Consider the following 14178-nt stretch of genomic DNA (forward strand, 5'->3'; position numbering starts at 1 on the left):
GGTTTCGCGGCGGCGGTGTAAATCGGGGGGCACTTCGCCGGGAGGCGAGCCTTGTGAAAGGACTTCTTAACCGTCTGCAGCCTATGCGCGGTACAAGCGCATTGTGTGGCATCCGTCGGGATGTTACCTGCGCCGGGAGGAATTTGGCCCGTTTCCGGGCAGCTCACAGGATGCAGAGGAACTGCAATGTCGCAAGATTATACCGTCAAGGACATTTCGCTGGCCGCGTTCGGTCGCAAGGAACTGGACATCGCCGAAACCGAAATGCCGGGTCTGATGGCGCTTCGCGAGGAATACGGTGAGGCAAAGCCGCTGGCGGGCGCACGCATCGTCGGATCGCTGCACATGACCATCCAGACGGCTGTCTTGATCGAGACGCTCGTGACGCTTGGCGCTGACGTCCGCTGGGCCTCTTGCAACATCTTTTCCACCCAGGACCACGCGGCTGCCGCCATCGCGGAGGCCGGCATTCCGGTCTTTGCAGTCAAGGGCCAGTCGCTGGAAGAGCACTGGGATTACCTCGACAAGTCCTTCATGTTCCCGGAAGGCGCGAACATGATCCTTGACGACGGCGGCGACGCCACGCTTTATGTCCTGCTCGGTGCACGTGCCGAAGCGGGCGAGGACATCATTCCCGTGCCGCAGTCCGAAGAAGAGGCCGTCATCAAGGCGCAGATCAAGAAGCGGATGGAAGCCTCTCCGGGTTGGTTCACAAAGGTGCGCGATGCCATCCAGGGCGTGTCCGAGGAAACCACCACCGGGGTACACCGCCTGTACGAGCTGCAGAAGGAAGGCCGCCTGCCGTTCCCGGCGATCAACGTGAACGACTCGGTCACCAAATCGAAGTTCGACAACAAGTACGGCTGCAAGGAGTCGCTGGTCGACGGCATCCGCCGCGCCACCGACACCATGATGGCCGGCAAGGTTGCCGTGGTCTGCGGTTACGGTGATGTGGGCAAGGGCTCTGCCGCGTCGCTGCGCGGCGCCGGTGCGCGGGTGAAAGTTACCGAGGCCGATCCGATCTGCGCGCTTCAGGCCGCCATGGACGGCTTCGAGGTCGTGCTGCTGGAGGACGTTGTCGACAGCGCCGACATCTTCATCACGACCACCGGCAACAAGGACGTGATCCGCATCGAGCACATGCGCGAGATGAAGGACATGGCCATCGTCGGCAACATCGGCCACTTCGACAACGAGATCCAGGTCGCCGCGCTGAAGAACCACAAGTGGACCAACATCAAGGACCAGGTGGACATGATCGAGATGCCCTCGGGCAGCCGCCTGATCCTGTTGTCCGAAGGCCGCTTGCTGAACCTCGGCAATGCGACCGGCCACCCGTCTTTCGTGATGTCGGCATCCTTCACAAATCAGGTTCTGGCGCAGATCGAGCTTTGGAAGAACGGCGACAACTACAAGCCGGGCGTCTACATCCTGCCGAAGCACCTCGACGAAAAGGTGGCGCGGCTGCATCTCGGCCGCATCGGCGTCAAGCTGACCCAGCTGTCCGCAGAACAGGCGGCCTACATCGGCGTGAAACCGGAAGGCCCGTTCAAGCCGGAACACTACCGCTACTGATTGCGGGAAGCAGGGCGGAGAATCTCCGCCCTACATCCTGTCGTACAATTTGAAGGCCGGGCCGCGACGTGCCCGGCCTTTGTGTGTCGTGGTGGATCGAGAGCGGTTCCCTTCTGTGCAAGTCCCCGGATAAGGTCGTGCCACGAAAAAGAAACTGAGGTCGGGACATGCGGATCATCGTTTACGGACTGGGCGCCATCGGTGGGTGTGTCGCGGGGCTTCTGGCGCGGTCGGGAACTGACGTGGTCGGCATTGCCCGCGGCGCCATGCTGGAGGCGGTGAAGGCGGACGGTCTGTGGCTGAAGGGGCATGAGCTGGACGAAAGTGTGCCCCTGACGGTGGTCGGCAATCCCTCGGAGATCGACTTCCGCGACGGTGACATGATCCTGATGTGCATGAAGGCGCAGCACATGGCGGGCGCGCTGGAGGATCTGCGTGCAGCGGGTGCGGGCGATCAGCCGTTGTTCTGCCTGCAGAACGGCGTCGTCAACGAGGACATGGCACTGCGGTTGTTCCCCAAGGTGCACGGTGTCATGGTCTGGATGCCCGCGACGTATCTCGAGCCGGGGCGCGTGCTAAGTTTTGCCTCTCCGAAGTTCGGCGTTTTCGAGACCGGGCTGTTTCCCGGCGGTGCGGACCATGACGACGAGGATTTCGTGCGCGCAATCGATGCGGCGGGTATGGCCGGGTTCACGCATCCGAACGTCATGGCTGCCAAATACGGTAAGCTCCTGATGAACCTGGAGAACATCCTGAACGCGGCGATGGGGCCCAACGCGGAAAAGGGCCCGCTACCCGACCTGATGCGGACGGAGGCGCTGGCGGTTCTCGACTCGGCCGGGATCGTTTGGGAGGACCGCGCCAAGTTGGTGCCGGAGCGGCGCGACCTTGCGAGGATTTCGGACCTGCCGGGCGAGGCGCGATCGGGAAGCTCGTCGGCGCAAAGCCTGCTTCGCGGCACAGGGTCGATCGAGACCGACTATCTGAACGGCGAAATCACGCGCCTTGGCCGGCTTTATGGTGTGCCGACACCTGCCAACGCCGCAATGCAGCGCATCGGGGCACGGATGGTTCGCGACGCGTTGCGGCCCGGGGACCTGACCCTGTCCGATCTGGTGGCAGAGGTCGGGACCACAGACTGACGTCAGGCACGGCGCGCCTCCGCCAGCGTTTCGAGCCAGCGGGTTATCGTTTCAAGAAGCTCGATCCTTCGGACAGGTTTGGCCAAAAAGTCGGACATGCCCGCGTCCAGGCAGGCTGTCCGGTCTTCCGTCATGGCATTGGCGGTCAGGGCAATGATCGGCACACCCGGCCAGCCCGATGTCTCCTCCAGTTCCCGTATCCTTCGGGTGGCTTCGTAGCCGTTCATGACCGGCATTGAGACGTCCATCAGGACGATATCCGGCGCCTCGTTGATGTAGCAGTCCACGGCCTCTGCCCCATTGGCCGCGATTTGCAGCGCAACGCCGCTCCCGGCCAGCAGTTTGCGGATCACGAGCTGGTTGGTGGCGTTGTCTTCGGCCAGAAGAATGCGGCGCCCGGCGAAATCGGGCATACGGGCGGTGGACCTTGGCGGGACAAGCGACTTGCCAGTTATGCGCTTGCCCTGCGTCCGGCACAGTTCGCTGGCCAATGTCTCCTGCAACAGCGGTTTGCGAACCGCACCGACAAATCCCTGTTCCGCCAGCGCCTCTTTCGGCACGTCGCGGTCCGCGCGGAGCATCAGCAGGCAGCGCGGACTATCCGATCCGAGCGCCTGGCGCAGCGCCTCGGCCAACGCCTGCGCCGTCATATCCGTCAATTCGTCGGACAACAGGGCAAGCTGGAAGACGGTGCCCTGTTGCGCATAGGCCCGGGCGAGTGACAGCGCCTCTTCACCGTTGCGGGCCACCACCGGGCGCAGGCCCATGCCGCCCAGAACGGTGCGAAGTGCCGCGCGCGTGACCGCCGAGGCATCGGCCAGAAGAATGCGCTTTCCGGACAAGTCACGCCGCGCCATCCGCCAGAACGCGATTGTGCCCGGTGGCGTTTCGGTTGCGGGAAACGGCAGGCGCATCTCGAAAACAGAGCCCTCGTCAGGGCGCGACCTGGCGGACAGGCTTCCACCCATCAGCCGGATCAGCCGGAGCGATATGGCCAGTCCGAGCCCGGTGCCGTCGTAGCGGCGGGTGTGCGTGCTGTCTATCTGGGAGAATTCCTCGAAAATATGGTCCAGCTTGTCTTCGGCGATACCGACACCGGTGTCCGTGACCTTCACCACGATCTGGCCGTCTTCAGACCTGTTCAGCCAGATGTGGACGTTTCCTGTCGCCGTGAATTTGACCGCGTTGCCGATGACGTTCAGCAGGCATTGCCGTAGCCGGGCGCTGTCGCCCATGACCATGAGAGGCATCTCAAGAACCGACTCTACGCAGATCTCGACGCCCTTGGCTGCCGCGGCCGGAGAAAACAGCGTGGCCACCTCCTCCACCAGATTGATCGGGTCGAAAGGCTCCGCGTGCACCAGCATCTTCCCGGCCTCGATCTTCGAGAAGTCGAGGATGTCGTTGATGATCGCAAGAAGCGCCACGGCGGAGGAAGAAATCGTAGATGTCATGGAGCGCTGTTCCGGGTTCAGCGTGCCCTGTTCCAGCAGTTCTGACATGGCGATGATGCCGTTCATCGGCGTCCGTATCTCGTGGCTCATGTTGGCGAGGAAGGCGGACTTGATGCGCTCTGCCTCCTCTGCACGTTTTCGGGCGTGGTCGAGACCGGCGGCTGTCTTCTTGAGCTGAACCCAGTAGTAGAGCCCTGTTGCGATGGGGATCAGCATGGTGGTCGCGATCAGGAGCGCAATGCTGAACACGAGGTGGCTGTACAGCTTCGCGATGGCATCGGACGCGCGCGTGATGTCGACATACATCTCGTAGACGCCCACGATCTCGCCATTGATGCGGACCGGACTGTAAATTTCTGCATAACGTCTGGCGTCGATGACGGATGCCACGATCTCCGTCACGAAACTGCCGGTTTCCAGCACTTCAAGGGCATTCAGGCTGGCGTCGTCCTTGTGGGGCAGGCCCTTCGGGCCATCCAGCCTGAAGATTTCCTGACCCCGACGATCGAACAGCCTGAACTCCAGCACGCCTTCGTCGGTTGCCATCTCAGACAAGCGTTCAAGGTCCGTTGGTGATAGTGTCTTCCCGTCGAGCAGGGCGCGCAGGCCTGTGTAACGCCCTTCAACGTGGTGCAGCCAGATACTGGCCCGCTCTTCGGCGCGTGCGACAAGGTCGTGGTGCGCGGCGTCGTGCGCCAGCCGGTTCCCCAACCAGAGGCTGAGAGCCAGAGCCGTCACACAGGCAGAGACGATATAGAAGATGCGATGCATGCAGTCCTGAGGGCCGAAGGCGTTTTGCTCCTCGATACCCCAGGCCGATTAAGACCTGCTGAACCGTTTCAGGCCACAAGCCGAGAAACGTAACCTTCTTGCAAGACAGCCTTGTCGTAGGCTTTCCGTGAAAACACCTCGACGACCATTGGCTCGAAATGCTCCAGCGGCAGCGTGTCGTAGTCCGGGTCGAACGACGACTGGTCCCAGCGTTCGCAGAACTCGGCGCAATTGTCGAAACAGGGATGATTCCGGAACCGGTCACGCGCGTTGCGGTCCCAGCCGTAGTGGTGCGCGTAGTACAACATCTGGAAGATGCCGTGATGCTCGACCACCCAGGCGACGTCCCAGCGCACGAATGGGCGGATGACCTCGGCGGACATGCGGTCGTGGTTCTGCGGGGCCAGGCCGTCGCCGATGTCGTGCAACAGGGCGCCCACGATCCAGTCCAGATCGGCGCCGTCACGTTCCGCGCGGGTGGCCGACTGCAACCCGTGTTCCAGCCGCGTGATCCGATAGCCTTCCAAAGTGACCTCTCCGGCACGGCGCAACTCGTCCAGGACACGGGCGGCGGTCAGCGCGAGAAACGGTTTCTCCTTTTCCTCAAGCAAAAGGTAGTCTTCGCGTGTCCCATCTTTCATCCGTGTGAAACTGACAGTTCGGTCGTCGGTCATATGCGGTGTCCTTCTCTTGCGGGTGCGATGCTGGCAGCGTTTCCGGCGGCGGACCAGCGAATTCCGACCCTCGGCCCAAAGGCCCACGTCAGGTCATTTTCCTTGCCTGTCCGACCGGAACGTTTAACCATTCCCCGTAAGGTCGCGAGGGCCGGAAATTCAAGCAAAGTGCGCTTACTGCGCCGCGAACGGGGGAGAGTGAAGTCATGGGAAAACGTGACGAACTGATTCAGAAATATGCCGAAGATCTGCGCACCAAGTGCGGGATGGAGCCGGACATGGATCTCCTGACGAAAGTGACCATCGGTTGCGGTCCGTCGATCTACAACGCGGATTCTTCGACTGTGGCCTCCAGCCAGCCGGGTGAACTCGAAACGGTGAAGGACAACTTCCTGATCAAGAAGCTTGGCCTGAGCGATAGCGCGGATTTGATGGAAGCGATCAACCAGGTGGTCGAAACCTACGGCAAGTCCGAGCGCAACAAGTATAGGGCCGTCGTGTACTACATGCTGACCAAGCACTTCGGTAAGGAAGCCGTCTACGGCTGAGCCGCAGCGCATTGCCCTTTTCGAGCGTTCCCTGGCTCGGGTTTGCCGAAAATTGCCCGGACATCTCGATTGCGGCATCGGACGCCTGACGCTAGGATTTCAGGGACATCTGGCCAGAACGGCTGGACCCGAAATCCGGTTTCACGTGTGGTGCGTAGGGAGCACGTGGGTGAGAGGGGGGTCCGGTCTTACGGACCCCCCGTATTCTTGCAGAGCATCGTCATCATTCTTGCAGAGCATCGTCATCGCCGAATTTTTCGTTCGGCGGATCAGGCGCGGTTCAGAAAAGGGTCAGGACGATCCCTTTGATCGTGCAGGCCAGCGTCGCATAGCCACCGTCGATCAGAGTCAGCTTCGGATTCCGCATCGTGTAGGTGTTGTTCAGCGCGATCCACGGCGTGATGAAGAACAGGCCGATCCCCAGCCCGCCGACAAGCCCGGCGCCGAGCGTCTCGATACCGTTCAGGACGAAGACATGGCGCATCATGCCCGCAACGATCAGTTGCATAAGGAACCCCAGACCGAAGATGACTATGGGCGATCCTCCGCCCTGTGGCTTGCCGTTCTCGTCGGTCGGGATACCGGCGGCCCTGAGCCACGGTTTCGACAGGACGCTGTACCAAGCCGCCCCGGCGATGAACGCCGCAACCGTGGCACAGATGATGCTGACAAGGTCCGCCATCCGCTCTTGCTCCATGCAGTTGTGTGCGGAAAACCGCGTTGATCTCATCCAGAATTGCCACCTGACACAGTCTGTCAATCTCGATCTGCAGGAGGGTCAGCGCGGTCGTTGGAAACCGCACAGACGAAAGAAGTCTTTACTACCGCAACCGGAGATTGTTACTGAGGAATTGGTGTGTGTGTCTCTCGTTGGCGTCAGCACGCGTCGGCGTTTAGTTGAAAGTGAGGGTACTGTGCTTTCATTGGAAAAATTCCCCGCACATGGGCTGGCCGTCATCAGGTGCGACGGGGCCCTGAGACGCTACGACGTGTTCGAATGCCTCGAAGCGACGTTGAGTGGTCCGGAGGATCTGCAACGCCGCTCTGTTTTTCTGGACCTTTCCGGCATGACGTTCACGGATGTGAACTTCATAGATTGGGTGGAGGTCTCGCAAAATCTTCAGGACATCAACGATGGCGCGGACCGGGCGGGGGTCAGAATCGCGATCTTTGCGCCGGGAACGCTAGGCTTCGGGGTGGCGCGCATGTGCCAGCAGCTCATGGAGCTTTGCGGTCCCTACGAGTTCTGCGTCACGCGTGTCCGGTCCGTCGCACTTGCGTTCCTCGACCTCAACGACCTCCCCGCCAGACCGGAGCCGGAAGCCAGGATCAACGCGATGCTCAGACGGTTGACCCCGGTATGGCGGGCTGCCATCGCACCAGGAGGCGGCGCGCCCAAGAGCGACGGCTTCTGAAAGGGGTGAGCAGGGTCAGCCCTGCTTGCCACCCATGGTGCAGATCACGTCCCACTCTTCAGCCGTGACCGGCTGAACGGACAGACGCGAATTCCTGACAAGCACCATGTCGGCCAGCCGGGGTTCTGCCTTGATCGCGTCGAGAGTGACCGGTGCAGGCAGCGGTTCGACCGCCTTGATGTCCACGCACTCCCATCGCGCGTCGTCGGTTGTGCTGTCGGGATGTGCGGGCGCGCTGACTTCGACGATGCCCACGATCTCGCGGTCTTTCTGGGAATGATAGAAGAACCCGAGATCGCCCGGTGTCATCTCGCGCATGAAATTGCGCGCCTGATAATTGCGCACACCATCCCATTCCTCACCCGCGTCGCCCTTGGCCACCTGATCGTTCCAGGACCAGGTGGACGGCTCTGACTTGAACAGCCAGAACTTCATCCGATTACCTTTTTCCAGGCAGTCAGGGTCACGCTTTCGAACAGGCCGGCCTTGGCATACGGGTCGGAGTCCGCCCAGGCGCGGGCGCTAGCCATGTCCTCGACGTCGAGGATCACCAGAGATCCGGCCATCTCGCCGGCTTCGTCCAGCAGAGGACCGGCCTGTGTGACGACGCCGGTCGCTTCGATGTAGGCGAGGTGGGCATCCCGGTTGTCCTTGCGGGTCTGGAGGTGACCGGTCTTGTCCTTGGCCATGAGGGCGATAAGCATCGTCATTCTTCCTTGAGTGGTCGTGAAAGCAGGTCGTCCATCGCCTCGGGCACCGTCAATACACCTGTGGTCAGGCGCGCAGTGACGGTAGCGATGGGCGCGGAGATATCGTTGTCGCGGGCCAGTTGCGCAGCAGCGCGGGCGGTGGCGGACCCTTCGACGGTGATCTCGGGATCGAACGCCTCGCCACGGCCAAGCGACAGCCCGTACCGGTAGTTGCGCGACAGGTCCGAGGTGCAGGTCAGCGTCAGGTCGCCAAGGCCCGAAAGACCGGCGAGCGTATCCGGCTTAGCGCCAAGGTGTTCGGCAAGGCGCGTCATCTCGGCAAAGCCCCGGGTCATGAGCGCGGCACGCGCGCTGTCGCCCAACCCCGCACCGATGCAGGCGCCGCAGGCGATGGCGATCACGTTCTTCAGCGCACCGCCTAGCTCGGCACCCGTCACGTCGCTGGTCCGGTAAAGGCGCAGGGACGAGGTGGACAGCTGGTGCTGAAGCGCGAGGCCGATGGTCTCGTCCGCGCAGGCCAGCGTCAGGGCGGTCGGCAGGCCCTTCGCGATGTCGGCAGCAAAACTCGGGCCGGTCAGGACGGCGGGGATCACGCCGGGCTTCACCCGCCGTGCGGCATCCGAAACGCCCAACCCGGTTTCGAGGTCGATGCCCTTGCAGCACAGCACCAGCGGCCGGCCTGACATGGGGGTGTCGATGCGCTGCAAAACGCCGCGCAAGCTCTGGGTCGGCACGCTGACAAGAACGGTCTCGGCCTTTGCCGCCGTGTTCAGATCGGTTGTCGCGCTGACCATCTCGGGAAGTTGCACGCGCGGCAGGCGCGGGCTTTCGCGATGGTCCCTGATGCGCGAAACGGCATAGGGGTCGCGCGCCCAGAGTGTGACCGGACGTCCTTCCTGTGCAAGTGCGACGGCAAGTGCCGTGCCAAAGGCACCGGCGCCCAGGATGGCGATAGTCATGCCTTGGCTCCTTTCCGGCCGTGGCCGATCAGTGGCGCCGCCCGCGTGTCGAGCGGCCAGCGTGGGCGGGCGGCGAGCGTCATGTCATCCTCGGCGCCCGCCGCCAGCAGTTCCGAGCCAGCATATGCAATCATAGCCGCATTGTCCGTACAAAGTGCCAAGGGCGGTGCGGTGAACTTCAGGTCGGTTTCGGTGCAAACGGTCTCCAGCGCGCCGCGTATCGCCAGGTTGGCCGCCACACCGCCCGCAACGGCAAGGGCCGGTGCGTCGGGCTGTTCGTCGAGGTAGAGCGCCACGGCGCGGCGGGTCTTTTCCGCCAGGGTGTCGCGCACCGCCGCCTGGAACCCGGCGCAAAGGTCGGCCCGATCCTGCCGGGTCAGCCCGTTCTTCTCGGCCACGATCTTGTCGCGCTGGCGCATCAGCGCGGTCTTCAGGCCGGAGAACGACAAGTCGCAGCCCGGACGGTCCAGCAGCGGTCGCGGGAACCGGAAGCGGCGTTCGTCACCCAGCCGGGCCTCGGCTTCGACCGCCGGTCCGCCAGGTTGCGGCAAGCCCAGAAGGCGCGCGGTCTTGTCGAAGGCTTCGCCGGGGGCATCGTCGATGGTTCCGCCCAAGCGGGTGAAATCCGCCGCGCCGCGCACGATGAGGAACTGGCAGTGCCCGCCGGAGACCAGCAGCATGAGGTACGGATACCGCAGCCCGTCGGTCAGCCGCGGGGTCAGGGCGTGTCCCGCAAGGTGGTTCACCCCGATCATCGGTTTGCCCAGTCCGGTGGCCAACCCCTTGGCCAGCATCACGCCCGAAAAGACTCCGCCGATCAGCCCCGGCCCGGCAGTGACGGCAATCGCGTCGATCTTCGGCAAGGCGACGCCCGCCTGTTCCAGCGCCCGTTCGACGCACAGGTCGAGCCGTTCGGCATGGGCGCGGGCGGCGATTTCCGGGACGACACCGCCGAAGTCCGCGTGCAGCGCGTTCTGGCCCTCGACCACGGAGGCGAGGATGTCCCGCCCGCGCAGCAACGCGGCGGCGGTATCGTCGCAACTGCTTTCCAGCCCGAGGATCAGGGGGTCGTTCATCCAGCGCTCCCGTGGACATGCGTGAGCACAGCGAGTACCACCGGAGAACGCGCCCGACAACGCCAGAGGCCACATGCATGAGACGCTGCCCGTTCTGCTTATGACACGGCCCCACGCCGCCTGCGCGCGATTCGTGGCGGAACTGGACCGGGCCGGGGCGCGCTTCACACCGATTATGTCGCCCCTTTTCCAGATCGTGCAGACCGAGGCGCATCTGCCACTGGACGGCGTACGCGGGCTGATCTTCAGTTCCGTGCACGGCGTGGCGGCCTGGAAGGCGCGTGATCTGCAGTTCGACATGCCCTGTTACATCGTCGGGCAGGCTACGGCGCAGGCGGCGCAGGCGGCCGGTTTGCGGCCTGCCATCGTGCAGCCGACCGCCGCGAGTCTGGTGAAGAAAATGCTCGATACCGGGGTCGAAGGTCCGCTTCTGCATCTTCACGGGACGCACACCCGCGGCGACATTGCCCGGCGACTGACCTTCGATGGGCTTTATACCCGGGCCGTTGCCGTCTACGATCAGCCTGAGTTGGAATTGAACGAAACCGCACGGGCCGCGTTGGTCGGGGATGTGCCAGTCGTTGCGCCGGTGTTTTCTCCGCGGACGGCTTCTTTACTGGCGCGGGAAAAGGCAAAAGCGCCGCTTCTTGTCGCGGCAATGAGCGAAGCGGTGGCCTTGGCCCTGCCTCCGCTTCATATAGTGTTTTTGAAGGTCGCGGACCGCCCCGACTCGGGCGCGATGCTGGCTGCAGTGCAAGAGACGCTCGACAGGGCGCATGCGCAGATGGAAAGATCCGGGGCCTCTCCGGACGAAGGTTGAAAGGGTGACGGGACGTGGCAGACACGACTGAGGACAAATCGGCGAAGGAAAAGACCGACGCCGCAACCGAAACCGTACCGGAGGAAGGCCGCAAGACGGACGAGACCCCACAGGAGACAGATGAGACTGTCGAGACGTCCTCTGACACCGATCCCGAAACGCCTGATTCAGACGCCAGCACCGATGGCACGGTCGAAGAAGCCGGGAACGACGCTTCGATTGACGGAACGGTGGACGAGGGAGCAGCGCCGGAACAGGGCGTGACGCCGTCAGGCGAACCGGCTCCGGAAGAACCCCTTCCCGCAGCCGAGGATACGAAGACCGCGAACGGGATGGTTCCGGTGGCCGCCCCGGCAGAGACGAAGCGCAGCGGCGGTTTTGTCCCGATGTTACTGGGCGGCGTAATCGCCGCTGGTCTGGGCTATGGCGCGGCCTACTACGGCCTGACGACCGGCGGCCCCGACGAGCCCGACCCGTTCTTCGCCGAAACACGGGCCACCCTTTCTGACCAAAGCGCGGAGCTGGAGCGTCTTTCTGCCGGCGCCGACGCCTCGCGCGGCGACCTGGACGCCATCCGGTCGCAGGTCGAGGGGATCGACCTTTCCGCGCTGGAAGGCGGACTGACCTCGGTGCAATCGGCACTGAGCGACATCGACAGCCGGATCTCCGGGTTGGGCGATGACATGGCAGCCATCGACGGACGTCTGACCGCGCTGGAAAAGCGCCCCGTGGAAGAGGCCGTCTCGCCGGAAGCCATTGCCGCATACGAGCGCGAGCTCGACGCCCTGCGCGGCGAGGTGACAGCCCAGAAAGAAGCGCTGGAGGCCGAGAAGGCCGCCCTTACCAAGCAGATCGAAGCGCAGACCGCCGAGATGGAGCGCGTTCTTTCGGAAGCGCAGGCACTGGAGGTCAGCGCCGAGGATCAGGCACGGCTTGCCGAAAACCGCGCGGCGCTTGCCGATCTGACGGCCCGCGTGCAGGACGGGCGCCCGTTCTCCGAACCGGTCAACATCCTGACGACAAACGGCGTGTCCGTGCCCGGCGCACTTGAAGCGACGGCGGGCGACGGTGTGCCCTCGATCCCGACGCTGGCGGAAAGCTATCCGGATGCGGCGCGCGATGCGCTGGCCGCTGCCCGCAAGGCCCCGGCTTCGGATGGCGAGGAAGGCGGTGGCGGTCTTGCCAGCTTCCTGACCAGCCAGATGGGTGCTCGCTCTGTCGTACCGAAAGAAGGCAACTCCGCGGACGCGATCCTTTCGCGCGCGGAGGCGGCCATCAAGGGGGGTGACCTTCAGGCCGCGCTCGCGGAACTGGACGCACTTCCGGAGGAGGCGAAGGCCGCGATGTCCGACTGGATCGCGCTGGCCCGGTTGCGTGCAGACGCGCTCGCCGGGGCGGACACGCTCGCCCAGCAACTGAACCAGCAATAAGGGTCCGGAAATCATGTTGTGGTCATTGATCAAGATTGTCGTATTCGTCGTCATCGTGGCGGCGCTGACCCTGGGGCTGGGGTATCTCATCGAAGCCGACGGCACCGGCCTGGCGCAGGCCCGCATTACCCTGAACGGCGTGGAATACACGCTGACCCCGGTGATGATGGTCATCGGCGCGCTTGTCCTGCTGCTGGCGGTCTGGCTGCTGCTGAAGCTTGCCAGCTTTCTGGTTGCCCTGCTGCGGTTCATCAATGGCGATGAAACCGCCCTGTCGCGCCATTTCCACCGCAACCGGGAACGCAAGGGCTACGCAGCCCTGTCGGATGGCATGATGGCGCTGGCCTCGGGCGAGGGTCGGCTGGCCATCGCCAAGGCGCAGAAGGCGGAGAAGTACCTTCACAAGCCGGAACTGACGGACCTTGTGACCGCGCAGGCCGCCGAGATGATGGGCGACCGCAAGAAAGCGGAAGAGACCTACAAGAAACTGCTGACCCGCGACGGAACCCGTTTCGTCGGCATTCGCGGGATCATGAAGCAGAAGCTGGCCTCCGGCGATACCAACACCGCCCTGCAACTGGCGGAGCGCGCCTTCGCGCTGAAGCCGAAGCACGAGGAGGTGCAGGACACGCTCCTCCAGCTTCAGGCTGAGAAGGCCGACTGGACCGGCGCCCGCAAGACACTGCAGGCCAAGCTGAAGCACGGCACCCTGCCGCGCGACGTCTACAAGCGGCGCGATGCGGTGCTGGCGCTCAGCCAGGCGACCGAGATCGAGAACCGGGACGAAAGCATCGCCGCCGCCGAGAAGGCGATAGAGGCGAACCGCAATTCGCCGGACCTCGTGCCCGCCGCCGCGAAGGCCGCGCGCGCCTACATCGCCCAGAAGCGCCCGCGCAACGCGATCCGCGTGCTGAAGAAGGCGTGGGAAACCCATCCGCACCCGGACCTGGCCGCGGCCTACGCGGAGATCGAGCCGAACGAGACTCCGGACGAGCGCATCAAGCGGTTCGTACCGCTGACCCGGATCAACCCGGACCACCGCGAAACCCGTCTGCTCAAAGCAGAGCTGAACCTTGCGGCGGAACACTTCCCCGAAGCCCGCCGTTCGCTGGGCGATCTGGTGGAAAAGGAGCCCGACGCCCGCGTGCTGGCGATCATGGCAGCGATCGAGAAGGGCGAAGGCGCGCCCGATCAGGTGGTGCGCGGCTGGTTGGCGAAGGCTGTGACCGCCCCGCGCGGCCCGCAGTGGGTCTGCGACAACTGCAAGACCATCCACGGAGAATGGCGCCCGACCTGCACGAACTGCGGCGCGTTCGACACGCTGTCGTGGAAGACACCGGCCCAGTCCGAGGTCGTGCTGCCCGCGCAGGCCAACATGCTGCCGCTCATCATCGGCGCACTGGAGGACAAGTCTCCTGCCGAGGACCCCGCCGTGGTGCCCGAAGCCAACCCCGGCATGATCGACGTCAGCCCGGTGGAGCGCGAACCCAAGGCTCCGGACGCGACGGAGCCCGCCGATGCGGAGATCCTCGGGGAGCCGAACGAGGCGGCGCGTGCGGAAGCGGCCTCCGCGTCAAAATAGGCCTTCCCCTCGGTCGGGCGGC

General features: G+C 63.9%; 14 protein-coding genes. 7 read left to right on the forward strand and 7 right to left on the reverse strand.

The genetic code is table 11. The features are described 5' to 3' along the window. Positions 1-186 precede the first annotated feature (186 nt). Entirely contained in the window at positions 187-1575 is a 1389-nt protein-coding gene (ahcY, locus tag ABFK29_RS02255; protein WP_005864083.1) for an adenosylhomocysteinase, read from the forward strand. Between the two features lie 167 nt (positions 1576-1742). Continuing rightward, positions 1743-2717: a ketopantoate reductase family protein gene (locus ABFK29_RS02260; RefSeq protein WP_005864085.1), complete on the forward strand. Its 975-nt coding sequence runs from the start codon at positions 1743-1745 to the stop codon at positions 2715-2717. Between the two features lie 2 nt (positions 2718-2719). Here the strand turns inward: ABFK29_RS02260 and ABFK29_RS02265 are convergent, their stop codons facing one another. Together ABFK29_RS02265 and ABFK29_RS02270 are read right to left on the reverse strand one after the other, a co-directional pair. Continuing rightward, positions 2720-4942, reverse strand: coding sequence for a response regulator (locus tag ABFK29_RS02265; protein ID WP_005864087.1), 2223 nt, complete (start codon positions 4940-4942; stop codon positions 2720-2722). Between the two features lie 68 nt (positions 4943-5010). Continuing rightward, positions 5011-5583 (reverse strand): HD domain-containing protein, encoded by a 573-nt coding sequence (locus ABFK29_RS02270; RefSeq protein WP_005864089.1) that lies wholly within the window; start codon positions 5581-5583, stop codon positions 5011-5013. A 239-nt stretch (positions 5584-5822) separates the two neighbouring features. Between ABFK29_RS02270 and ABFK29_RS02275 the strand changes: the two genes are divergently transcribed. Next, complete coding sequence (locus ABFK29_RS02275; RefSeq protein ID WP_005864091.1) at positions 5823-6164, forward strand: DUF2853 family protein; 342 nt, start codon at positions 5823-5825, stop codon at positions 6162-6164. Between the two features lie 280 nt (positions 6165-6444). Here ABFK29_RS02275 and ABFK29_RS02280 read toward each other — a convergent pair whose 3' ends face one another. Beyond that, positions 6445-6846, reverse strand: a complete 402-nt coding sequence (locus ABFK29_RS02280; RefSeq protein WP_040605042.1) for a DUF1761 domain-containing protein — start codon at positions 6844-6846, stop codon at positions 6445-6447. 232 nt (positions 6847-7078) lie between these two features. Between ABFK29_RS02280 and ABFK29_RS02285 the strand changes: the two genes are divergently transcribed. After that, entirely contained in the window at positions 7079-7579 is a 501-nt protein-coding gene (locus ABFK29_RS02285) for a hypothetical protein (RefSeq protein ID WP_157136595.1), read from the forward strand. Positions 7580-7594: 15 nt separating this feature from the next. Here the strand turns inward: ABFK29_RS02285 and ABFK29_RS02290 are convergent, their stop codons facing one another. From ABFK29_RS02290 to tsaD, 4 genes are read right to left on the reverse strand one after another with little or no spacing between them, the layout of a single operon-like run. Continuing rightward, positions 7595-8014, reverse strand: a complete 420-nt coding sequence (locus ABFK29_RS02290) for an EVE domain-containing protein (protein ID WP_005862580.1) — start codon at positions 8012-8014, stop codon at positions 7595-7597. Further along, positions 8011-8283 carry a YciI family protein gene (locus ABFK29_RS02295; RefSeq protein WP_040605031.1) on the reverse strand — a complete coding sequence of 91 codons (273 nt, stop codon included), beginning with the start codon at positions 8281-8283 and terminating at the stop codon, positions 8011-8013. The genes ABFK29_RS02290 and ABFK29_RS02295 overlap by 4 nt, the downstream gene beginning before the upstream one ends. 2 nt (positions 8284-8285) lie before the next feature. After that, on the reverse strand, positions 8286-9248 hold the full coding sequence (locus tag ABFK29_RS02300) for an NAD(P)H-dependent glycerol-3-phosphate dehydrogenase (RefSeq protein ID WP_005862584.1): 963 nt from the start codon (positions 9246-9248) through the stop codon (positions 8286-8288). Then, positions 9245-10324, reverse strand: a complete 1080-nt coding sequence (gene tsaD, locus ABFK29_RS02305) for a tRNA (adenosine(37)-N6)-threonylcarbamoyltransferase complex transferase subunit TsaD (RefSeq protein WP_005862586.1) — start codon at positions 10322-10324, stop codon at positions 9245-9247. The genes ABFK29_RS02300 and tsaD overlap by 4 nt, the downstream gene beginning before the upstream one ends. Positions 10325-10457: 133 nt before the next feature. Between tsaD and ABFK29_RS02310 the strand changes: the two genes are divergently transcribed. Genes ABFK29_RS02310 through ABFK29_RS02320 form a run of 3 tightly spaced genes read left to right on the forward strand, consistent with a single transcriptional unit; the run spans position 10458 to position 14156 of the window. Continuing rightward, positions 10458-11144 (forward strand): uroporphyrinogen-III synthase, encoded by a 687-nt coding sequence (locus ABFK29_RS02310; RefSeq protein WP_157136596.1) that lies wholly within the window; start codon positions 10458-10460, stop codon positions 11142-11144. Positions 11145-11158: 14 nt separating this feature from the next. Further along, positions 11159-12574 (forward strand): COG4223 family protein, encoded by a 1416-nt coding sequence (locus ABFK29_RS02315; RefSeq protein WP_005862590.1) that lies wholly within the window; start codon positions 11159-11161, stop codon positions 12572-12574. Between the two features lie 13 nt (positions 12575-12587). After that, entirely contained in the window at positions 12588-14156 is a 1569-nt protein-coding gene (locus ABFK29_RS02320) for a heme biosynthesis protein HemY (protein ID WP_040605032.1), read from the forward strand. Positions 14157-14178: the final 22 nt, after the last annotated feature.

This window comes from Sagittula stellata E-37 (assembly GCF_039724765.1).
Classification (GTDB): domain Bacteria; phylum Pseudomonadota; class Alphaproteobacteria; order Rhodobacterales; family Rhodobacteraceae; genus Sagittula; species Sagittula stellata.